This is a genomic window from Bradyrhizobium ingae (assembly GCF_055791185.1).
This window is the reverse complement of the sequence record NZ_JBVUBB010000068.1, coordinates 1-21,265: the sequence shown is the minus strand read 5'-3', so window position 1 is coordinate 21,265 and position 21,265 is coordinate 1. Positions and strand designations below refer to the sequence as shown.

Genomic DNA, 21,265 nt, shown 5'->3' with positions numbered 1-21,265 from the left:
TCGCACACTGGAAACTCGGACTACGCGGCTCGTTGGCTTGATGGGAGCCCAGTGAGGGGAGACCCTCACGCTGGGATCTGAGAGAGGCCGGTGGTGAGATTCCGCCGGCCTACTCGCCCGCGAAAGAATGTTTTCCCGAGAGCCGACGCTGTCAACTGAGCGGAAGGCAACACGAAGGGGCGCGATATCGCGAGCGCCCAGACGTCTCGGCGTGGTCGCAGACCGACGGAAGCCGCAACAGCGGCAGCGGGGAAGACTTTCATGGGATGCTCCAATGGGAAGGTGGGCATGAGCTAAAAGGGAAGACCGCCGGGGAGCGGAAGCTCCCGGGTTTGAATCGGACAAGCGGGAACGACTGCCGTCCGGTTGCCCTGTGAACGCAGTGCTAGCGCGCCTTCTGCCGCGCCAGCGTGTCGACGCGGGCCCTCACGTCGGAGCCCCGCGCGCGCCGGGCGGACCCGGTCAGGGTCCCGAACGGTCCATGCTTGACGTAGTACTCCCTGCAGCAGGCCACGGGAAAGGTTGACGTGCACGCCGAGAGATCCTGTGCGGAAGCCCCGGTGGCAAACATCGGCTGGCAGAAAACAGTCCCAGCCGCCTCGGCTTTGCCAGGGAGCTGGATGGAATCCTGCAGGACCTGCGTGAAAGCGACGGCAGCGTCTATTCGGCGACGCTCGACCGCAAGTTCCGCAGTGACAGCTGGGGCGACGCGCCGGCCATGGAGATGACGGTGGGTTACCTGGTTATCGTTCCCGCCGACCGGCAGATCACCCAGCTCTATATCCCTCGCCGGACAAGGCTCGCCTAACGGGATGTTCGTGCGACGAATGCCTATTTTCGGCCGGAGAAGCCCAGTGCGACCAGCAAGTCATTGATTGTTCTCAACCCGGGGCTGTCTCTTAATCAACGGCTTATTCGGAATTCTCTCGGGGCGATCTCCGCTTCGGTAGACGCGTGCAGAGTTTCCACGGGGCCTTTGCATACGATGATGCACAAGCATCGACGACTATCACATGAGCTTGCCACGGATTGAATTGGGCAACATTAGCCAGCCTGATGATAGATGACTCAAGCCTGCGCGCCTCCCTTGATCGGCATCACCTTCTTGGGATTGAGCCAGTGGTCGATCCGATCAGCCCAATGCTGCATCAGCTTCGTGCGCGAGCCGATCAGCGCGAGAGGTCCGTGCTTCTTGTAGAGACCTTCCACAGTCGAATTATCGAGATGCGCGAGCTGCAGCTCGACCACATCGCCATCCCATGCCTTGGCGTCCTTGATCTCTTCGTGGTGAGACAGGGTCGAGAAGGTGGTCCGGAATCCGTGGGCACAATGATCAGTCTTGGTGTCAATGCCAAGCTGCCGCAGGCGCTTGTTGAGCGTGTTGTTCGATAGCGGCGCGTCCTTCGAGCAGGAAAACGCGTACCGGCGATGTCCTGTCAGCTTCTGAACGCTTCGCAGGATTGCGCGTGCCTGCCGTGACAAAGGCACGACATGGTCCCAACCGGTCTTCATCTTGGTAGCTGGAATAATCCAGCGTTCGGCATCCCAATCGACCTCGCTCCACTCCATTTCATTGACCATGCCGGGGCGGGGAATGGTCAGCGCATCGAAGCGCAAGGCAAGGCCGACAACGTCGCCAAATCTCGCTCTCGTCCATGGTGCACTGATGAGCTTGAAGACGCGCGTCACGTCACGTGGTTCGGTGACGCCGGGACGCGGCGTCGAAATGTTGGCAATCATCTGTCCCTTCAGGTTGCGGAATGGATTGTGGCCGTCGCCTTCCACATCGGCATAGTCGCAGATTTGCTCACCGATGCTGCGCACGCGGTCGCGCGTTTCCAACTTTCCCTCGACTTCGTATGAACGCATGAAAGCGAGCACGTCTGGACGCTTGATGTCTTGCCTACACAACTTGCCGAAGCGAGCCTTGACGTAGCCGACGCGCAGCTCGAGCACCTCGATCGTCTTGGGGTCGCGCACCGCGACAATCCTGCCGCGTTTGACTTTCTCCACCTTCTTCTTCGCGAGCCACTCGTCGGCCCATTGCCCGAAGGACCGGGCGGCCGACTGCCTATGCTTGTCGAGCTGCTTTTCGGTGCTTGGGTCTTTGCCTTCCTTGAGCAGGTCTTTGGCTTTGTCACGTTCGCGACGCGCGTCGGCGAGTGAGAACGTGGCGCCCTTGCCGTTGCCGTAAGGGCCGATGGAGTACGTTTTCTGCCGACCATGGAAGCGGTAGCCCATTCGCCAGAGCTTGGAGGCAGCGTTGCCGGGATTGTTCTCGTCCGGCGTGACGAAGAGATAGAGACCACCACCGGTCGCGTCGGAAATCTTGGCGGGACTCCACGCGCCTTTGTCGAATTTGGGTCGGGCGGCTCGACAGTCGACGTCGGTCTTGATCTGTTTCGGGGTGGCGCTCGTGCCATCGTTCTTGCCGGCCATCTGCTCATTCCCTTCGTTCGGAAATAGCGAAAGTCACCGTGAACGTTTGTTCTCCCGATACCAACAAAAATACCAACAAATCGGGCGGCTGGGATCGGATGAGAACAAACGGTGACGAACACCGATGTACGCGGAAATGCCTGTTTTTCAAGGGTTTCCGAGCACTGCGCGGACGGTTGCGGACGCTTTAGAACTGGCTTGAACAGCCTAGTTGGTGCCCCTGGCCGGAATCGAACCAGCACTCCTTGCGGAACTCGATTTTGAGTCGAGCGCGTCTACCAGTTCCGCCACAGGGGCCCTCGGTCGGCCCGTGGCCGGGCGTCGCGAAGCCGGCGGACTATAGCCATGGAAAAGGCGGGGTCAACCCGCGCCAAAGTGATGTTGCCCGTTCTCGACAGGGGCTTCGACGGAGGCTAGAGGCTAGGCCGATCCTATGCGCCCAGAGGCTGCCGTGACGTCGAAAAGTGCTGCAATACCAGCGTTCAACCCGGCTGCCGCGAGTCCCGCGCTGACGGCTTCCACAGCCGTTACCCTGATTGCGGCCGCGACCATCGCGGGTGCCTGGTTCTTCCAGCTCGTGCTGGAGATCCTGCCGTGCCCGCTGTGCCTGGAGCAGCGCTACGCCTACTACCTGGCGATCCCGCTCGGCGCGCTGACGGCGCTTGCCGCGAAAGGCGGCGTGCCGCGGCCGCTGCTGCTCGCCGGGCTCGCCTTGCTTGCGGCGGCGATGCTGGCCAATGCCGGCCTCGGCACCTATCACGCCGGCGTCGAATGGGGGTTTTGGAAGGGCCCGACCGATTGCACTGGTCCCGTCGTCAATCTCGGTTCGGCTTCCGATCTGTTGTCGCGGCTCGATACGGTGAAGGTGATCCGCTGCGACGAGGTGCAATGGCGCTTCCTCGGCCTCTCGCTCGCCGGCTACAACGTGCTGATCTCGCTCGCGATGGCGACGATCGCGGCATGGGGATTTGTGGCGACGGCGAAACGGGGGCAACTGCCGTAGGGTGGGCAACGGCGCGCTTGCGCGCTGTGCCCACCATTGATCAACGATCGCGCCAGTGGGTGGTGGGTTGCCCACCCTAAGAAGCCCTCAATCGTCCACATCGTCCTGCGTGCGCCCGAACAGGTGCACGATGCCGGGTGTCGCGATCGTCACGAACACGAAGCGCGAGAGGTGATGCGCGCCGACGAAGATCGGGTCGATGTGCAGGGTCAGCGCCAGCGCCAGCATCGCGTCCATCGCGCCAGGCGCGAACGCGACCATGACGTCGGAAAACTTCACATGGGTCGTCAGCACGACCATCGCGATGAAGATGCCGGAGATCGCGATCGCGATCGCGAACGAACCGAGCGCCGCGTTGATGTGGCCGGCGAGGGTCTTGATCTTCATCCGCGCAAACCGGCTGCCGATCAGCGCGCCGATGCCGACCAGCGCCGCGCCGCGTACCCAGTTCGGCAGTCCGCCTTCGACCCATCCCGCTCCATGCAGCACGCTGGAGGCGATCATCGCGCCGAACATCCAGCTCGCGGGGAATTTCGCGAGCCGTAGCAGCAGCGATAGCGCGAGCGAGGCGACGACGAGGATCAGGAGCTCGAACGGCGAGGCGATGGTGGTCGTCAGCGACGGCGCCGCGGAGGGTGCGACGCCTGCAATCGCCAGCACCATCGGCAGCGCCGCGGTGAGGATGATCACGCGCATGGTCTGCACCACCGCGATCCCCGGCAGATCGGCGCCGCGCTCGACCGCCAGAATCGTAATCTGCGACAGCGCGCCGGGGCTTCCGGCGAGAAAAGCCGAGGTGCGGTCCCAGCCATGGATGCGTTGCAGGTAATAGCTCGAGCCGAAGGTCGAGCAGAAGGTCGCAAGCGCGAGCAGTCCGATCGTCAGCGGATAGGCGCTGACCTGCTGGATCAGATGGCGCGAGACGACGGACCCCAGCGAGATGCCGAGCAGCACAAGCACCGTCTGGGTCAGGATCGGCGGCACCGCGAGCGGGCGGCCGGCGATCGCGGCGATCCCGACCGAGATCATGGCGCCGGAGATCAGTCCGCCCGGCAGATTGGCGAACAGGAACACGAGCCCGCCGACTGTGCCGATGACCAGCGTCTCGACCGCGCTTCTGATCTTGGCGCGGGACGGCGGCTCAACGGGCAGGGAGGCGGTGATTTGCTTCACACCGCCTTATGGCAAATCGGAAAGGCGCGCACAATTGCGGCCATGTCATGCCGCAATGCGCGCGCCTTCGAGGGGCGAATGTGACGGAATTACTTCGCGGCGGGGGCCGCGGTGCCGGCCTTCGCTTCCTTCATGCACTCGGAGCGGAATTTCTTGCGCTCCTTGCCGTGCAGGCCCTTGGCATCCGCCTGCTTTGAGCATTCGAGCGATTCGGCCGAGTGCTGCTTCGGTGCCTTCTTGTCGGTCGTGGCGGCGGGAGTATCGCTCTTGGCGGCGGGCGCCGCGGTCTGAGCGAAGGCGGTGCCGGTGGCGAACAGGGAGGCGAAGGCGATGACGGCGATGCGCGAGGCGAGGGTCATGTGGTGCACTCTTGTGGTTGCGAATTGAACGAGGGCGGAGAACGTCGGCCCGCATTGCTGAACGCCACATGAATGGACCGCGCACTGCGATCACTAAATTTTGGCCACGAAAGTCATCACTTCCTTGTCGGATAGCGCCAACACGCTAGGATAGTGATCCCAATTTGCTTCCCCCGGGGCAGATCGAAGGAGGAGACGAAGGATGACCATTCAGGCAAAATTTTTCTGCGCGATTGCGACGTCGAGCGTTGCGGCGTTGCTCGCAACCGCGCCGGCGAACGCGCTGACGACGCAGGAATGCAGCGCCAAGTATCAGGCGGCCAAGAAGGACGGCACGCTCGGCGGCATGAAATGGAATGATTTCCGGAAGGCGCAGTGCGGCGCCGATGCGACCCCTGCCGCAGCTCCCGCTGCCGCCGCACCGGCGGCCCCGGCCGAGCCCAAGCAGGCGAAGAAGGAAGCTGCTCCGCCCGCTACTCCCGCGCCAGCGCCGGTTGCAACCGGCCCCGCGACCTTCCCGAACGCGGTCGATCCGAAATACAGCAAGGAGACCGCCGGCAAGGCCCGCATGCACACGTGCGTCGACCAGTACAACGCCAACAAGGCAACCAACGCCAATGGCGGCCTGAAGTGGATCCAGAAGGGCGGCGGCTATTACAGCGAATGCACCAAGCGCCTGAAGGGCGCAGCCTAAGCGTTGAAAGGTAAAATGAGGGGCCGGGCTCTCGCTCTGGCCCCTCAGTCGTTAGCGAGCAGCTTCTCTGCCGACTTGGCAATCATCTGCGCTCGCTTGCGCGGGCCGCGCTCGACGAAGAGCAGACTCTGGCCGAACACGAAGCAGTAGAACAGGAAGGCCTGCGCATCGGCCTCATCGGCGGGAAGGCCCGTCGCACGGTAGAGCTCTGCGACATGTTTGAGACGCGCTGCGTCGACACTGGCTACCGCTGATGCCGCAGTCTCGTCGGCTCTCGCCCATTGCCGGATCGCGAGCTCGATCGCCATGGCGGCAGGGTTCATGCGTTCGGAATAAAGCTGGATCACCGCCTTCAGCCGCTCCCGCGGGCCTTGTCCGTCGAGACTCGTCTGCTGGGCGATCGCTTCAGTGCGCCCCTCGCGCCAGCGTTCCAGCATCGCGCCAAGCAGCGCGGCGCGGTCGGCGAAGCGGCGGTAGAAGCCGCCCTTGGTGACTCCGAGATTTTTCGCGAGCACCTCGACCCGCACCCCCTCGACCCCGGTGCGGGCAAGCTCCGCGAAGGCCGCCTCGACCCAGACATCGCCCTTGGCATCACTCATGAATTCGCCTCTCACCGAGGTTTGATACGGTGCCGTATTGCTAACCCGCCTTAGGCTTGATACGCTACCGTATCAAAATCAAATGGGAAGCGGCGATGCAGGAGGCGACCTATCGCGGTACGGTCTATCCGTGGCAATGCGACCATGTCGGTCACATGAACATCATGTGGTATGTCGGCAAGTTCGACGAGGCGAACTGGAATCTGTTCGCGCGCCTCGGGTTGACGCCGAGCTATCTTCGCGCCTCCGGCCGCGGCATGGCCGCGGTGCAGCAGAACATCACCTACAAGCGCGAGCTGCTTGCCGGCGATATCATCGAGATCCGCAGCGTCCTCCTCGAGGTCCGCGAGAAAACGATCCGCTTTCGCCATGAGATGCGCAACGCCGAGACCGGCGAGACCGCCGCACTTTGCGAGATCACCGGGCGTGCACATGAACCGGGCGGCGCGCAAGTCGACGCCATTCGAAGCTGCGATCCGCAAGATCGCGATGCAGCAGCTCGCTGAGCCGGTCATGGCGTGACGATGGCCAGCTTCGAGCCGAAGAATCCGGATTTTCGCGCGGCCGTTGCCCGGCTGTTCGACGGTCAGCCGGCGATGCACACGCTCGGCATCTCGCTCGCGCGCCTTGCGCCGGGCGAGGCGGAACTGGCGATGGACTACGCCGCCGGATTCACCCAGCAGAACGGCTTTGTGCATGCCGGTATCATCACCGCGGGCCTCGACAATGCCTGCGGCGTTGCCGCCTTCACGCTGATGCCGACTGGGGTCGACATCCTTACCGTCGAGTTCAAGACGAACCTGGTCGCGCCGGCGCGAGGCGAGGGCTTTGTCTTCAGGGCCGAGGTGGTCAAGCCGGGCCGCACGCTGACGTTCTGCGAGGCCAAGGCCTTCGCGCGACAGGACGGTACGACGACGTTGGTTGCGACCATGACCGCGACGATGATGGCGCTGGTCCGCCGCGACGCGGCGCAGGCCGGCTCTTCCGCCTGAGCCAAAAGCCGGCGGGATGGCCCGCATACTACTTTTTCGGCTGTCATTACCGGCGGGGGCACTCTATATGCTGGTGCGTAACGTTTCTGCGCCTCAGACCGTAGAAGCACCGAACGGCCGAATTGGAACGGGTTTATGATCGGACTTGAAGAGAAGTGGACGCGGCGCGCGGCGCTGATGCTGGTCGGAGCCGGCGCGGCGCTCGCAGGCGGCCTCCGGGTTGCCCGCGCCGCGACGGCCGATGATGATACCATCCTGACCGAGGCCGCCGTGCTGCGCGATCCCGACGTGCCCGTGATCGGCAACCGCGACGGTGACATCACCATCGTCGAATGGTCCGACTATCAATGTCCCTATTGCCGCCGCGTCGAGCCTGAACTGCGCCAGATCGTCCAGGACGACGGCAAGGTCCGGCTGGTGCTCAAGGACTGGCCAATTCTCGGACCGGTCTCGGTAACTGCGGCGCGGATGGCGCTGGCGGCCAAATTCCAGGACAAGTACGACCAGGCGCATGATGCGATGATGGGCGTGAACTCGCGCCTGACCGAGCCGCGCATCGCCGAGCTGCTTGCCGGCGCGGGCGTCGACATGGATCGCCTGAAGCGCGATCTTATCGGCCGCGCCAAGGACATCGACGCCATCCTGAAACGCAACAACGATCAGGCCGAGGCCTTCGGCTTCCGCGGCACGCCGTCCTTCATCGTCGGCAAATTCCGCGTGCCCGGCGTGCTCACCATGGCCGAGTTCGAGCAGGTGATCGCGGACGCGCGCAAGGCGAAGGCAGAGAAGAGCAACTAAGCGCGGCGGCAAGACAAAGGCGCCGTCGCGGATGGCGACGGCGCCTTGTCGATGGCTTGCTGAGCGCAAGCCGTTACTTCGACGAAATTCTCACCCAGTCCTTGTGTGCGCGGTCCACCAGCGCATCCCAGTCGGCTTTCGCAACGTCCCAGTTGACGATCGTGCGACTGGTCGCAGCAACCTCGCTGTTGGCAGACGTCTGCATCGAATCGTGAATGTAGACGCCGATGCCAAGCAGCAGCGCGCCCAGGATCATTCCGAACAAAACTCTCATAGCGAACCTCCGGTGACCGGCAATAACGTTCAGTGCCGGACAAGAGTTCCCGGTCAGTGCGGCGAGGATAAGGACGACCCGTTCACTCCCCATTCAGCCAGTGCAACAGCTCCGCATTGATCTCGCGCGGGTAGCAATGACTGAGATCGTCGATCTCGCGATAGGTAACGTCGGCGCCCGCCGCCGACAGCGCCGCCTGGGTCTGCCGCGCGACCTGCACGGGAAACATCCAGTCGAGCCGGCCATGGGTGATGAAGACCGGCAACCCTTGCAGGCGGGCGCCGTCCGCCATCTCCGCCATCAGCGGATGGAATGTTGCCGAGACGGGCGCAAGATGCGTGAAAGGCGAGGCGGCCTCGAGCCCGCTGACATAGCAGAACGTACCGCCGTCGCTCATCCCGGTCAGCAGCATTCGCGACGGGTCTACGTTCCAGAGGCTGCGGACGGTTTCGAGGATGCGCGCAAGATTCGGCGTGTCGGCGTCGTCGCCCATCAGTGCCCAGGTTGGCCCCGTCGCGGTCGGCGCCACAAGGATCGCACCTGCGCTGCGCGCGTCGCGCAGCCAGCTCCACAGGAAGCCGCGACCATTGCCGCTGCCGCCATGCAGCGCCATCACCAGCGGCCAGGATCGCTCGGGCGTGTAATATTCCGGTACGTACAGCGAATAGCCGCCGCGGCTGCCGGGTTCGTTGTCGCGATGGAAGATGCCGGTCTGCCCGGTGGGAGCCACGGCCAGCCGGGTCAGCAGATCCTCATCGTTGTGTCCTGCGGCGCCGAGAAAGAAACTGCTCAGCGGCGGAAATTTTCGCGCGAGTGGATAGAGCGCTTCCTGCGCACGCGGCACATGCCGCAGCGCGCGGAAGACGGCGACGAGATCGCCATTGCCGGCTTGAACGGTCCGCAAGCCAACGAACGCGGCGAGCGTTTCCTCGCACGCGCGATCAAGCGAGCTCCGCATGTCGGCAAAAGTGTCTGGCCATTCGGAAAGTCGTGAGCGCGCGGCCTCGAGAGCTTTGTCCGGCGTTCCGATCGCAGACATGACGGAGTTGAACGCCGGCGGGTGCAGGTGCCGCGCGACGAAGCCGAGCGCCTCCAGCGCGTCGAGCAGTGGCGGCAGCACGGCCACGATGTCGTCGACCACGGCCTCGCTCATCGGCTTGCGTTCCCGTCCTGCATCGGCGCAGCGCCAATCAGTGCAGCCTTGGTGCCTTCAACAGCTTCATGCGGTCGGTCGAGGTCACCGTCACGTCGAAGGTGACGCCTTCGTGGTGCACCGTCAGGGGCACATCGACGCCCGCCGTGCCGAGCCCCCAAAGCTTGCGATAGAAGCCCGTCTGGCTCGTCACCTTCTCGCCGTCGACGGCCAGGATGACGTCGCCGGTCTTGAGCTCGGCGCGCTCCGCCGGTCCGTTCGACGAGATACCGATGATCACCACGCGGCGATCGATCTCGGTCGAAAACAGCCCGAGCCATGGCCGTGGCGGCTTGTTGACGCGGCCGAACTTACGCAAATCGTCCAAGACCGGCGAGAGCAGGTCGATCGGCACGATCATGTTGACGTGCTCGGCCTTGCCATCGCGCTCGCGCTCGAGCTGCAGTGAGCCGATCCCAATCAGTTCGCCGCGGTCGTTGAACAGCCCCGTCCCGCCCCAGTTCGGGTGGGCGGGGTAGGTAAAGATCGCCTCGTCCAGAAGATATTCCCAGTAGCCGGCGAATTCCTGCTTGGCCACGATCTGGCTTGCGACCGATCGCGTGCGACCGCCGGCACCGCCGACCACGACGCGGTCGCCGATCCCAGTCGCGGCCGACGAACCGAGCGGAACAGGCGCGAGGTCGAGCTTGCCGAGCGCCTGCACCAGGCCGAAGCCCGTGGCCTGGTCGAAACCCAGCACATGGCCTTCTATCACGCGTCCGTCGCCGAGATGCAGCCATACCGCTTCCGCCTCGGTAATGAGGTAGCCGATGGTCAGCACCAGTCCGTCATCGATCACGACGCCGTTGCCGGCGCGCTCGGTGCCAAGCGTCTCGGCACTGAAGGCGTCCGACGGGATGATGGAATGCAGGCCGACAACGGAGGAGAGCACGCGGTCGAGATCGAATCCATAGTCGCCGGCATGCGGCTGATGTGCCGGGGGCACTCTCCATTCAGTCAGAGCGGGCATGGAGTCCTCTCCTTGCTGGTCTCTTGGCCTGGCGTTCCAGCATTTGCAGCAACGAGCAAGGCGCGACGCATCATCAATCTATGCCTCGAAGGGCCGTCTTGAAAGGCCGTTGGAACGATTGGCCAACGCGAATTGATGAAATTGGTGTCACAACTCGCGTGCCGCTTCGGTCGCATGGCAGGTGTCCCGGCCGGTGCTAGGCGGGCTGAAGCGAAGCTGCTAACCATTGGCGCTTCGTTTGACCAAGGGATCACGGACCGAAGCATGGACAACCGCAGCGACATCTGGCGTGGCATTGATACGATCAAGGCGCGTTTCATCGACTTGAGCGACAAGGTCTGGGGAATGCCGGAGGTGTGCTACACCGAGGCGCGCTCCGCCGCCGAGCATCTCGCCGAGCTGCGTCATCAGGGTTTTCGCATCACCGAGAATGTCGCAGGCATTCCGACCGCGCTGATGGGCGAGTGGGGCGAGGGCGGTCCGGTGATCGCCTTCCTTGGTGAATATGACGCGCTTCCGGGCCTCAGCCAGGAGGCGGGCGTCGCGGAGCACCGTCCGGTCGAGACCGGAGGCCATGGCCATGGTTGCGGCCACAATCTGCTCGGTTCGGCAGCGCTGCTCGCCGCGACCGCGGTGAAGGACTGGCTCGCCGAGCACAAGGTGCCCGGCCGTGTGCGCTATTATGGCTGTCCTGCCGAAGAAGGCGGCGCCGCCAAGGCCTTCATGGTGCGCTCCGGCGCTTTCGAGGATGCCGACATCGCCATCACCTGGCACCCGCACAGCTTCTGGGAAGTCGCGGTGACGCCATCGCTCGCCAACACGCGCGCCGATTTCATCTTCACCGGCCGTACCTCGCATGCGGCGGCTTCGCCCCATCTCGGTCGCTCCGCGCTCGACGCGGTCGAATTGATGAATGTCGGCGTCAACTACATGCGCGAGCATATGCCGAGCGACGCACGCGTGCACTACGCGCTGCTCGACACCGGCGGCATCGCACCGAACGTGGTGCAAGCCCATGCCCGCGTGCGCTATTCCATCCGCGCCCGCGATCTGCCTGGCATGAACGAACTCGTCGAGCGCGTGAGCAAGATCGCGCAGGGCGCGGCCCTGATGACCGAGACCAAGGTGGAGATGAAGATCATTTCCGCCGTCTCCAACATCCTGCCCAACGCGCCGCTGGAGCAGGCGCTGCACCGGGTCATGGAAGAGCTCGGGCCGCCGCATTTCGACGATGCCGACAAGAATTTCGCCGGCCAGATTCGCGCCACACTGAGCGACAAGGACATCTCCTCGGTCTATTACGCGATCGGCATGGAGCCGACGGAGCGGCCGCTCGCCGACTTCCTGGTGCCGCTCGATGCCAAGCGCAATCCGCTGATCGGCTCGACCGACGTGGGTGATGTGAGCTGGGTGGTGCCGACCGTGCAGGTCCATGCACCGACGGTTGCAATCGGCACGCCGTTCCACACCTGGCAGGTGGTGGCGCAGGGCAAGAGCCCGCACGCCCACAAGGCGATGGTGCAGGCCGCCAAGGCGATGGCAGGTCTCGGCATCAAGGCGCTGACAGAGCCGGAGCTGATCAAGGCCGCGAAGGCCGACCTGACGAAGCGGACGACGAAGACGCCTTATGTCTGCCCGCTGCCGGACCATGTCGCGCCACCGCTCGATATGTCCGTGGCGTAGAATTCCGTCTCGATACTTCGTCTGATCTGCCGAACAAATTTTCCGCAGTGCAACGTTGATTACCGGGCGTTTTGCTGCCGAATTGCCGAACGGTTGAGCGGCGGAACAGGGTTTTGCCCAAGACACAGCCAGAAGACCGTTTGCATACACACGGTCGCAGTTGACGCGCCCCCCATTCGGTGTGCCATTTACCGCCAGCTAACTAGGCGGCCGCCCTTGCGGCCGCCTGCATCCATACCGGAACCAGACGGGGGACAACCATGCTGGACAAGAAACTGCGTGCGATGGTCGACAAGGTGGCGGACGGCCGGATGGATCGCCGCGCCTTCATCAAGCGCGTGGCCGCGGTCGGCCTGACCGCTCCGCTGGCCAACCAGATCCTTGCGCTCGGCGGCGTCGCGATGGCCGAAGGTCCCTCGACCTACAAGCCCACCAAGCGTGGTGGCGGCGGCGCGCTGAAGCTGCTGTGGTGGCAGGGCCCGACCCTGCTCAACCCGCATTTCGCCACCGGCACCAAGGACCAGGACGGCTCGCGCCTGTTCTATGAGCCGCTCGCCTGCTGGGATCCCGACGGCAACATGAAGCTGGTGCTCGCCGCCGAAATACCCTCGATCCAGAACGGCGGGCTCGCCGCCGACGGCAAGTCGGTGACCTGGAAGCTCAAGCCCGGCGTCAAATGGCATGACGGCAAGCCCTTCACCGCCGACGACGTCGTGTTCAACTGGGAATATGCCAAAGATCCCGCGACATCGGCGCTGAGCATTGCGACCTATCGCGACATCACGGTCGAGAAGGTGGACGACCTCACGGTCCGCATCCTCTTCAACAAGCCAACCCCGTTCTGGGCCGATGCGTTCGTGGGCGCCGCCACAGGACAAATCATTCCCAAGCATCTGTTCAATGACTACAAGGGCGCCAAATCTCGCGAAGCGCCGAACAACCTCTCGCCGGTCGGCACCGGTCCCTACAAGTTCATCGAGTTCAAGCCCGGTGATCTCGTACGCGGCGAGCTCAATCCCGACTATCACATGCCGAACCGTCCCTATTTCGACACGCTCGAGATGAAGGGCGGTGGCGATGCCGTCTCGGCGGCGCGCGCGGTGATCCAGACCGGCGAATATGATTTCGGCTACAACATCCAGGTGGAAGACGACGTGCTTCTCCGTCTGGAGAAGGGCGGCAAGGGCAAGGCCGTCTACGCCGTGGGCGGCGACACCGAGTTCATTGCGCTGAACTTCACCGACCCCAACACCGAGGTCGATGGCGAGCGCTCCTCGATGAAGACCAAGCACCCGTTGTTCTCAGATCCCGCTGTGCGCAAGGCGCTCTCGCTGCTGGTCGATCGCGAAGCGGTCAAGAAGGTGATCTACGGCCGCGCCGGCCGCACTACCGCGAACTTCCTCAACGGCCCCGAAAAGTTCGTCTCCAAGAACAACACCTGGGAATTCAGCATCGAAAAGGCGTCGAAGATGCTGGATGACGCCGGCTGGAAACCCGGCGCGGACGGCATCCGTGAGAAGGACGGCAAGAAGCTGAAGCTTCTCTACCAGACCTCGATCAACGGCCCTCGCCAGAAGACCCAGGCCATCGTCAAGCAGGCCTGCCAGAAGGCCGGCATCGAGGTCGAGCTGAAGTCGGTGGTTGCCTCGGTGTTCTTCTCCTCCGATGTCGGCAATCCCGACATCTATCCGAAGTTCTACGCCGACATGGAAATGTTCCAGATCCCGATGAGCCAGCCGGATCCGGCGCAGCACATGCGTCGTTATCTTTCGGCAAACGTGGCGACCAAGGAGAACAAGTGGCAGGGGCAGAACTTCCCGCGCTACGTCAACAAGGAGTATGATGCAGCGATCGAAGCGGCGGAAGGCGAGATGGACCCCATCAAGCGCGCCGCGCACTACATCAAGGCCAATGACATCCTGATCGGTGATACTGTCTTCATCCCGGTGCAGCATCGCCTCAAGGTGGAAGCCGCCGCCAATAACCTTGTGTGTATCATCAGCGGCTGGGCCAACGAGACCGACAACCTGTTCGACTGGTACCGGGAGGCATGATCGCGGGACGTAGACGGGATCTTTCCCAATGAGTCAGTATGTCCTGCGTCGCATCCTGATCGCCATTCCGAGCCTGCTCGGCATTTCGGTGGTGCTGTTCGTCGTGCTGGCGCTCGCTCCGGGCGATCCGTTCTCGGAGCTGGCGACCAATCCGAACGTGCCGCCCGAAGTCGCTGCCGCGCTTCGGGCGAAGTTCGGCCTCGATGATCCGATCTATCTTCGCTACCTGCACTGGATCTCGGCCATGGCGCATGGGGACTGGGGCTTCTCCTTCGTCAGCCGGATGAACGTCGATCAGCTCATCCTCCAGCGCCTGCCGGCGACGCTTTACGTGATCGGCTCGGCGCAGATCCTGGCGCTCCTGATCGCCATACCGGTCGGCGTCTTTGCGGCGACCAAGCCCTATTCGCTGTTCGACCAGATCGCCAACACCTTTGCCTTCATCGGCTTCTCGCTGCCGACCTTCTTCACCGGCATCCTGTTCATCCTGATCTTCTCGGTCACGCTGGACTGGCTGCCCCTGGTCTACACCACCGACGTCAAGGGGACCGGCATTCACTGGGTGCTCGAGATGATCCGGCAGGCGATCATGCCGGTGGCGGTGCTCGGCCTGTTCCAGGCCGCGTCCATGACGCGCTTTGTGCGCTCGGCGATGCTCGATGTCATCAGGCTCGACTACGTCACCACCGCGCGTGCCAAGGGTCTTGGCCAGGCCAAGGTGATCGTCAAGCACGTCATGCGCAACGCGATGATCCCGGTCGTCACGCTGATTGCGTTGCAGATGCCGGCGGTGTTCGGCGGTGCCATCGTCACCGAGCAGATCTTCCGCATCCCCGGTATCGGCTCGCTGCTGATCTCTTCCATTCTCGCCAACGACACGCCGGTTGTGATGGCCGTCACCTTCGTATTCGCGTGCCTCGTCGTGCTCTTCAATCTCATCGCGGACGTCCTGTATGGCTGGCTTGACCCTCGCATCTCCCTCCGCTGAGAAGGCCGCCGAGCGGGCGGTCTATTCGCCGTGGCGCGAAACATGGCGGCGCTTTCGCCGCCATCGGCTCGCCGTGCTCAGCGCGTTCCTGCTGCTGCTCCTGATCCTGGCGGTGCTGGTCGGCCCCTTCCTGTGGCGGGTCAAGATCAACGACATCGACATCGTGGCGGGCATGCAGGGACCCTCGCTCGCGCATCCCTTCGGCACCGACGATCTCGGCCAGGATCTGCTGGCGCGCATGATCTATGGCGGCCGCATTTCGCTAGCGGTGGGGCTTGCTGCGATGCTGGTCTCGGTATTCGTCGGCACGCTGATCGGCGCGCTCGCCGGCATATCGCGCGGCGCACTCGGACACGGTTTGATGTGGCTCACCGACCTCTTCCTGTCGTTGCCGCAATTGCCGCTCCTGCTGCTGCTCATCTATCTCTTCCGCGACGGGCTGAAGGCGATGTTCGGTCCCGAAGGCGGCATCTTCATCCTGATCGTGCTCGTCATCGGCGGCCTGCGCTGGATGCCGGTCGCGCGTCTGGTGCGCGCCCAGTTCCTGTCGATCCGCGAGAAGGAGTTCGTCGAGGCGGCGCGCGCGCTCGGCGCAAGCCCGGTGCGCCAGGTGGTGCGGCACATCCTGCCCAATGCCGTGGGGCCCGTGATCATCGCCGGTACCATCGACGTCGCTGCGGCGATCATCGCGGAATCGACGCTGTCCTTCCTCGGTCTCGGCTTTCCGCCGGATACGCCAACCTGGGGACGGCTGCTCTACGACGCCAAGGATTTTCTCGACATCGGCCCGCATTGGGCGCTGTTTCCGGGCGGTGCGATCTTCATTGCCGTAGTGGCGATCAACTTCATCGGCGACGGCCTGCGTGACGCGCTCGATGCGCGACGGGTGATCTGATGATGCCGCTGCTCGAAATCAAAGGTCTGAAGACCCACTTTTCGACCGACGACGGCATCCTGCAAGCCGTCGACGGCGTCGACATCTCCATCAATAAGGGCGAGACACTCTGTGTCGTCGGCGAATCCGGCTGCGGCAAGACCGTGACCGCGATGTCGATCCTGAAGCTGATCGCGATGCCGCCCGGCCGCATCGCGGCCGGCCAGATCATCTTCGAGGGCCGCGATCTCGTGCCGCTGACGAGCCAGCAGCTTGACGAAATCAGAGCCAAGGAGATCGGCTTCATCTTCCAGGAGCCGATGACCTCCCTCAATCCGGTTCTGACGGTGGGCGAGCAGATCGCCGAGAGCCTGCGCCGCCACGAGGCGGTAACCAGGAAGCAGGCGCTCGAGCGGACCATCGAGATGCTGAAGCTGGTGCAGATCCCGAATGCCGAAGGCCGCGTGCACCATTATCCGCACCAGTTCTCCGGCGGCATGCGCCAGCGCGTGATGATCGCGATGGCGCTCGCCTGCAAGCCCAAGCTCGTCATCGCCGATGAACCCACCACCGCGCTCGACGTCACCATCCAGGCGCAGATCCTCGACCTCTTGCAGGATATGAAGGAGCGCTTCGGCATGGCGGTGATGCTGATCACCCATGCCATGGGCGTCGTCGCCGAGACCGCGCAGCGCGTGGTCGTGATGTATGCCGGCAAGGTAGTCGAGGAGGCGCTCGTCGACGACCTGTTCGGCGATCCCCGTCATCCCTATACGCAAGGCCTGATCCGCTCGATCCCGCGCATCGATCTCGCCAGCGAGCACAAGACGCGCCTGGAGGCGATCGGCGGCTCGGTGCCGATCCTGATCAACCCGCCGGTCGGCTGCCGCTTTGCGCCGCGCTGCCGCCACGCCATGAGCATCTGCACCGAGAAGGAGCCGCGCTTGCGCGAAATTGCGCCCGGCCACCGCATGGCCTGTCATCTGGGAGATACGAATCCGGGAGACGCGTCATGAGCGAACCCTTGCTGCGCGTCTCCGGGCTCAAGAAGCATTTTCCGGTACTCGGCGGCCTGCTGTCGCGTCAGGTCGCCAGCGTCTACGCGGTCGACGGCGTGTCGTTCTCGGTCAATCGCGGCGAGACGCTCGGTCTGGTCGGTGAATCCGGCTGCGGCAAGTCCACGACCGGGCGCTGCGTGCTGCGCCTGATCGAGCCGACCGACGGCGAAGTCACCTTCGACGGCCAGGACGTGCGCAAGCTCGGCGGCAACGACCTGCGCGCGATGCGGCGGAACATGCAGCTCGTGTTCCAGGATCCGTTTGCCTCGCTCAACCCGCGCATGACCGTCGGCGCGATCCTCGGCGAGGCCTTCACCATCCATAACCTTGCGTCATCGGCCAAGGAACGCGAGGAGCGCGTTGCAGGGCTCCTGGTGAAGGTTGGGCTCAAGGCCGAGCACATGCGGCGCTATCCGCACGAATTCTCGGGCGGCCAGCGCCAGCGCATCGTGATCGCGCGCGCGCTTGCGGTCGAGCCGAAGCTGATCGTCTGCGACGAGCCGGTCTCCGCGCTCGACGTCTCGATCCAGGCGCAGGTGATCAATCTCTTGGAGGATCTCCAGGCCGAGCTGAACCTCACCTATCTCTTCGTCGCGCACGACCTCTCGGTCGTCGAGCACATCTCCGACCGCGTCGCCGTGATGTATCTCGGCCGCATCGTCGAGATCGCGAAGGCGAGCGATCTCTACCGCAACCCACAGCATCCCTATACGCAGGCGCTGCTGTCCGCCGTGCCGGTGCCCGATCCGAAGCTCAAGCGCAACCGTATTCGACTGAAGGGCGACGTGCCGAGCCCGATGAATCCGCCAAAGGGCTGCCACTTCCACACCCGCTGCCCGATTGCCCAGCCACGCTGCTCTGAGAGTGCGCCGGAGCTGAAGGAAGGGGCGGGCGGGCATGCCGTGGCGTGTCATCTGGTCTGAGGTAGGGTAGGGACGTAACGGGGGACGCGATCCCAAGGAGTCGTTCCAAGGAATCGTTTCGGCGGGCGGGGAGCCATGAGCCAGCTACAGGATGTCAGTCTCGCTGGAGCCGAAGCAACACCCGCATCGGGTGCAGGGGATGTCGACACCATGGCGCGCCGGGCGCTGTGGGGCTCGGCGCTGGGCTACGCCATGGACGGGTTCGACCTCCTGATCCTCGGCTTCATGCTGAGCGCGATTTCGAAGGACCTCCATCTCACTCAGCCCCAGGCGGCCTCGCTGGTGACGGGAACGCTGGTCGGCGCGGTTCTCGGCGGCTTCGTCTTCGGCATGCTATCGGACCGGCTTGGCCGGGTCCGCGTCCTGACGTGGAGCATCGTCCTGTTCGCGATCTTCACTGGCCTCTGCGCACTCGCGCAGGGCTATTGGGACCTCCTGACCTATCGGGCCGTCGCCGGCATCGGTCTCGGTGGTGAGTTCGGGATCGGCATGGCGCTGGTGGCGGAGGCATGGCCCGCGAAGAAACGAGCGCGGGCCACATCCTATGTCGGTCTCGGCTGGCAGTTCGGTGTGCTCATTGCGGCGCTGGTGACGCCGATTCTGCTGCCCCTCATCGGCTGGCGCGGGATGTTCGCACTCGGCGTGTTTCCGGCGCTGGTCGCCTATTTGATCCGGCGCAGGCTGCATGAGCCGGATGTCTTCATCGCGCACAAGGCGAAGCCGGCGGATGCAGCCTCCTCGCTTCGTGCGCTCGTGGCGGATCGCGAGACGACCAGGATCAGCCTTGGGTTGATCATCCTCTGCTCGGTGCAGAATTTCGGCTACTACGGCATCATGATCTGGCTGCCGAACTATCTCTCGACGCGGTTCGGCTATGGCCTGACGCAATCGGCGGTCTGGACATCAGTCACTATCGCCGGCATGGCGCTCGGCATCTTCCTGTTCGGCCACGCCGCCGATCGCTTCGGCCGCCGTCCCGCGTTCCTGACCTACATGCTGGGCGCGGCCATCATGGTGGTGGTCTATTCGCAGCTGACGGCCGCGACCGCGCTGTTGATCGGCGGCGCCGTCATGGGCTTCTTCGTCAACGGCATGCTGGGCGGCTACGGCGCGCTGATGAGCGAGCTCTATCCGACCGCGGCGCGCGCGACCGCGCAGAACGTGTTCTTCAATGTCGGTCGTGCGGTCGCCGGCTTCGGGCCGCTGGTGGTCGGCCTCGTCAGCGCGGCCTACGGCTTCCCGATCGCGATCGCCGGGCTCGCGCTGCTCTACTTGCTCGACGTGGTGGCGCTGCTCGCACTGATCCCCGAGCGAAGAGGCGTCGAGCTCGCTTGATGCGCGCTCACCGTCCCCGGAACGCTGCCGCGGCGCCGTGTCGGGCGGCTATGGTGCTGCGGCGGCGGGCCAGTTGATGCAGCACCGTGTCGACCGCCGGGACCGTTCCGGACTCGCGAAGCCAGGCATCCGACAGCTCTCTCAGCTCGCCCGGCGTCAGGCCGAACTTGCGGCGAAACGCCCGGATGAAGGTCGAGTCGCTGCTGAACCGCAAGTCGACGGCGAGGTCGATCAGGCGCCGGTCCTGCGCGGCCGGAGAGATCAGGATCTTCAAAGCGAGATTCAGCCGCTGCTCTCTCACATAGTGGGCAAGCCCGCCGTCGGCCTCGAACAACCGATACAGGCTCGCACGCGAGATCTGGAAGTGGCGGCAGAGCTCACCCGCCGTGAGCTCGTCGGTTTCGAGCTTGTCTGCGATGCGCCGCTTGATCATCGCAAGGTAAAGGTGCCGCTCGGCGCGGTCGACGCCGGCCGCAACGTCGGCTGCGCCGCCCGCAGCCGCGGCCATGATGTCGGCGATTGCCTCGATCGTGGCCTCGGCGCTGCCGCCCTCAGGGTCGGGCGGCAGTGCAAGCGCCGCAAAATGGTTGGCGAGCAGGCGCGCATGTGGGTGGTTTGACGACAGCAAGGTGGCCGTCGCGGAATCCGGATGTGCGAGCCGCGGCGCCAGCATGGCACGTTGCAGGATGATTGCGATCAGGTGTGTGCGGTCGCTGCCGCCGCGAAACACCGTCCGGTTCGGCTGCGCCATGTCGAGCAGGCAGATGTCGCCCGGCCCCAACCTCACCTCGCGCGAGCCCGAGCTGAACTGCATCTCGCCTTCGACACAGAGCGTGATCTGGAAGTGGTCCATCGCGCCGCGAGCAACGTGCGCGGGCGTCCGGTCGTATTCCAGATCGGTGGAACGCGTATCGACCAGCAATGCATTGCGGGTCATCATCGTGAGGCTGGTGACATGGAAATCGTCATCCGCGGTGAGCGGAATGACGTCGCAGATGTCGGTTGTCATCGCGCGCAATTGTGCGAGCGCACATGCCCCGCGCCCAGGGGTGTCCGTCAGCATGTTCACGTTCAAGGCTGCTCCGTCCATTCCCCGATCACACCCACGGCACGGACGAAGAGCGCGCCGATATCGACGCGCTGATTTAGTCATTCGGACAATGGCGGGCAACCGTGCGGCAACGCTTGCGTCCAAACTGTGGTGCAATTGCATCAGTCGTTTCTCGAATCTGTGACTGAGACTCTGGGCACATTGGCACCGCAGGCGCGCGATTATGGTCGGCTTTTGCGCGGCAATGCCAAGTGCAGGCCGCAAAACCGGCGCCCATGCCCGGTGCGGAGTGAGGTTGGAATGCGGGTGGGAATAACGTCGAATGGCCTGACGCGCGTGCGGGCTTTCTCGATCGCAGCCATCGGGCTTGCAATTGCCAATGTGACAGTTGCAAGCGTCGCGCAGGCCCAATGTGCCGGCAATACCTGCACCGTCACGATTGCAAGCGACCCCGGTACGTCTTCGAGTGGTGCGACGGGTGCAGCCGGAACGCTGAGCTACGCGCTCGCCTACGCCAATGCCCAGTCGGCTGCGGTCACGATCAACATTGAGACCAATGTGATGCTGTCCGGCCCACTGTCGCCGATCTTCAATTCGCTCTCGATCAACGGCAATGGTTACACCATCGATGGCGGCGGCACCCAGCGGATCTTTTTTGTCGGCGTGGACACTGCGACAAAGACCAGCGCGGCAGTGGCCGGCTCCATCGTGGCCCAGACGCAGAACGTCAGTATCAGTAATCTTACCTTGGCTAACGGCCTTGCCCAGGGCCTGTCTCTTATACACATCTGACGCTGCCGACGACT

20 protein-coding genes, 1 tRNA gene and 1 pseudogene are annotated in these 21,265 nt (G+C 64.0%); 13 read left to right on the top strand and 9 right to left on the bottom strand.

Translation table 11 applies throughout. From position 1 onward, the window contains the following. Positions 1–1,068: 1,068 nt before the first annotated feature. Both ACV1FX_RS40660 and ACV1FX_RS40655 read right to left on the bottom strand, forming a co-directional pair. Entirely contained in the window at positions 1,069–2,439 is a 1,371-nt protein-coding gene (locus ACV1FX_RS40660) for a tyrosine-type recombinase/integrase (protein ID WP_473123099.1), read from the bottom strand. Between the two features lie 212 nt (positions 2,440–2,651). Further along, positions 2,652–2,736, bottom strand: a tRNA-Leu gene (locus tag ACV1FX_RS40655). 154 nt (positions 2,737–2,890) lie between these two features. Here ACV1FX_RS40655 and ACV1FX_RS40650 point away from each other — a divergent pair. Next, complete coding sequence (locus tag ACV1FX_RS40650) at positions 2,891–3,442, top strand: disulfide bond formation protein B (RefSeq protein ID WP_473123098.1); 552 nt, start codon at positions 2,891–2,893, stop codon at positions 3,440–3,442. A gap of 87 nt (positions 3,443–3,529) precedes the next feature. On the opposite strand, the gene ACV1FX_RS40645 is transcribed toward ACV1FX_RS40650, so the two are convergent. Continuing rightward, positions 3,530–4,615 carry an AbrB family transcriptional regulator gene (locus ACV1FX_RS40645; protein ID WP_473123097.1) on the bottom strand — a complete coding sequence of 362 codons (1,086 nt, stop codon included), beginning with the start codon at positions 4,613–4,615 and terminating at the stop codon, positions 3,530–3,532. Positions 4,616–4,704: 89 nt separating this feature from the next. Then, positions 4,705–4,974, bottom strand: a complete 270-nt coding sequence (locus ACV1FX_RS40640; RefSeq protein WP_473123096.1) for a PsiF family protein — start codon at positions 4,972–4,974, stop codon at positions 4,705–4,707. 202 nt (positions 4,975–5,176) lie between these two features. On the opposite strand from ACV1FX_RS40640, the gene ACV1FX_RS40635 reads away from it, so the two are divergent. Then, on the top strand, positions 5,177–5,668 hold the full coding sequence (locus tag ACV1FX_RS40635; RefSeq protein ID WP_473123095.1) for a hypothetical protein: 492 nt from the start codon (positions 5,177–5,179) through the stop codon (positions 5,666–5,668). A 44-nt stretch (positions 5,669–5,712) separates the two neighbouring features. Here the strand turns inward: ACV1FX_RS40635 and ACV1FX_RS40630 are convergent, their stop codons facing one another. After that, entirely contained in the window at positions 5,713–6,267 is a 555-nt protein-coding gene (locus ACV1FX_RS40630; protein ID WP_473123094.1) for a TetR/AcrR family transcriptional regulator, read from the bottom strand. A 95-nt stretch (positions 6,268–6,362) separates the two neighbouring features. Between ACV1FX_RS40630 and ACV1FX_RS40625 the strand changes: the two are divergent. The 3 genes and pseudogenes from ACV1FX_RS40625 (at position 6,363) to ACV1FX_RS40615 (ending at position 8,057) form a co-directional block, all read left to right on the top strand. Then, a pseudogene (locus ACV1FX_RS40625) lies at positions 6,363–6,789 on the top strand (acyl-CoA thioesterase). A 2-nt stretch (positions 6,790–6,791) separates the two neighbouring features. After that, the gene (locus tag ACV1FX_RS40620) at positions 6,792–7,259 is read left to right on the top strand and encodes a PaaI family thioesterase (protein WP_473123093.1); all 468 of its coding nucleotides are present in this window, start codon (positions 6,792–6,794) and stop codon (positions 7,257–7,259) included. Between the two features lie 135 nt (positions 7,260–7,394). Beyond that, positions 7,395–8,057 carry a DsbA family protein gene (locus ACV1FX_RS40615; protein ID WP_473123092.1) on the top strand — a complete coding sequence of 221 codons (663 nt, stop codon included), beginning with the start codon at positions 7,395–7,397 and terminating at the stop codon, positions 8,055–8,057. A 73-nt stretch (positions 8,058–8,130) separates the two neighbouring features. Here the strand turns inward: ACV1FX_RS40615 and ACV1FX_RS40610 are convergent, their stop codons facing one another. From ACV1FX_RS40610 to ACV1FX_RS40600, 3 genes are all read right to left on the bottom strand, one after another. Then, positions 8,131–8,331, bottom strand: a complete 201-nt coding sequence (locus ACV1FX_RS40610; protein WP_027522122.1) for a hypothetical protein — start codon at positions 8,329–8,331, stop codon at positions 8,131–8,133. 82 nt (positions 8,332–8,413) lie between these two features. Continuing rightward, positions 8,414–9,484: a carboxylesterase family protein gene (locus ACV1FX_RS40605; protein WP_473123091.1), complete on the bottom strand. Its 1,071-nt coding sequence runs from the start codon at positions 9,482–9,484 to the stop codon at positions 8,414–8,416. Positions 9,485–9,521: 37 nt separating this feature from the next. Next, positions 9,522–10,493, bottom strand: a complete 972-nt coding sequence (locus ACV1FX_RS40600) for a S1C family serine protease (RefSeq protein WP_473123090.1) — start codon at positions 10,491–10,493, stop codon at positions 9,522–9,524. Between the two features lie 264 nt (positions 10,494–10,757). On the opposite strand from ACV1FX_RS40600, the gene ACV1FX_RS40595 reads away from it, so the two are divergent. The 7 genes from ACV1FX_RS40595 (at position 10,758) to ACV1FX_RS40565 (ending at position 19,408) form a co-directional block, all read left to right on the top strand. Beyond that, positions 10,758–12,176: a M20 family metallopeptidase gene (locus tag ACV1FX_RS40595; protein ID WP_473123089.1), complete on the top strand. Its 1,419-nt coding sequence runs from the start codon at positions 10,758–10,760 to the stop codon at positions 12,174–12,176. A 260-nt stretch (positions 12,177–12,436) separates the two neighbouring features. Then, positions 12,437–14,230 (top strand): peptide ABC transporter substrate-binding protein, encoded by a 1,794-nt coding sequence (locus ACV1FX_RS40590; RefSeq protein WP_473123088.1) that lies wholly within the window; start codon positions 12,437–12,439, stop codon positions 14,228–14,230. A 28-nt stretch (positions 14,231–14,258) separates the two neighbouring features. Next, positions 14,259–15,218 carry an ABC transporter permease gene (locus ACV1FX_RS40585; protein ID WP_473123087.1) on the top strand — a complete coding sequence of 320 codons (960 nt, stop codon included), beginning with the start codon at positions 14,259–14,261 and terminating at the stop codon, positions 15,216–15,218. Continuing rightward, positions 15,184–16,113 carry an ABC transporter permease gene (locus ACV1FX_RS40580; protein ID WP_473123086.1) on the top strand — a complete coding sequence of 310 codons (930 nt, stop codon included), beginning with the start codon at positions 15,184–15,186 and terminating at the stop codon, positions 16,111–16,113. The genes ACV1FX_RS40585 and ACV1FX_RS40580 overlap by 35 nt, the downstream gene beginning before the upstream one ends. Continuing rightward, the gene (locus ACV1FX_RS40575) at positions 16,113–17,108 is read left to right on the top strand and encodes an ABC transporter ATP-binding protein (RefSeq protein ID WP_473123085.1); all 996 of its coding nucleotides are present in this window, start codon (positions 16,113–16,115) and stop codon (positions 17,106–17,108) included. Before ACV1FX_RS40580 ends, ACV1FX_RS40575 begins: the two co-directional genes overlap by 1 nt. Then, a complete protein-coding gene (locus ACV1FX_RS40570) occupies positions 17,105–18,073 on the top strand; it encodes an ABC transporter ATP-binding protein (RefSeq protein WP_473123084.1) in 969 nt (322 codons plus the stop codon). The genes ACV1FX_RS40575 and ACV1FX_RS40570 overlap by 4 nt, the downstream gene beginning before the upstream one ends. Positions 18,074–18,148: 75 nt before the next feature. Further along, a complete protein-coding gene (locus ACV1FX_RS40565) occupies positions 18,149–19,408 on the top strand; it encodes an MFS transporter (protein ID WP_473123083.1) in 1,260 nt (419 codons plus the stop codon). Positions 19,409–19,415: 7 nt separating this feature from the next. Here the strand turns inward: ACV1FX_RS40565 and ACV1FX_RS40560 are convergent, their stop codons facing one another. Further along, complete coding sequence (locus ACV1FX_RS40560; RefSeq protein WP_473123082.1) at positions 19,416–20,471, bottom strand: helix-turn-helix domain-containing protein; 1,056 nt, start codon at positions 20,469–20,471, stop codon at positions 19,416–19,418. Between the two features lie 288 nt (positions 20,472–20,759). Here ACV1FX_RS40560 and ACV1FX_RS40555 point away from each other — a divergent pair, with 288 nt between their 5' ends. Then, the gene (locus ACV1FX_RS40555) at positions 20,760–21,251 is read left to right on the top strand and encodes a hypothetical protein (protein ID WP_473123081.1); all 492 of its coding nucleotides are present in this window, start codon (positions 20,760–20,762) and stop codon (positions 21,249–21,251) included. Positions 21,252–21,265: the final 14 nt, after the last annotated feature.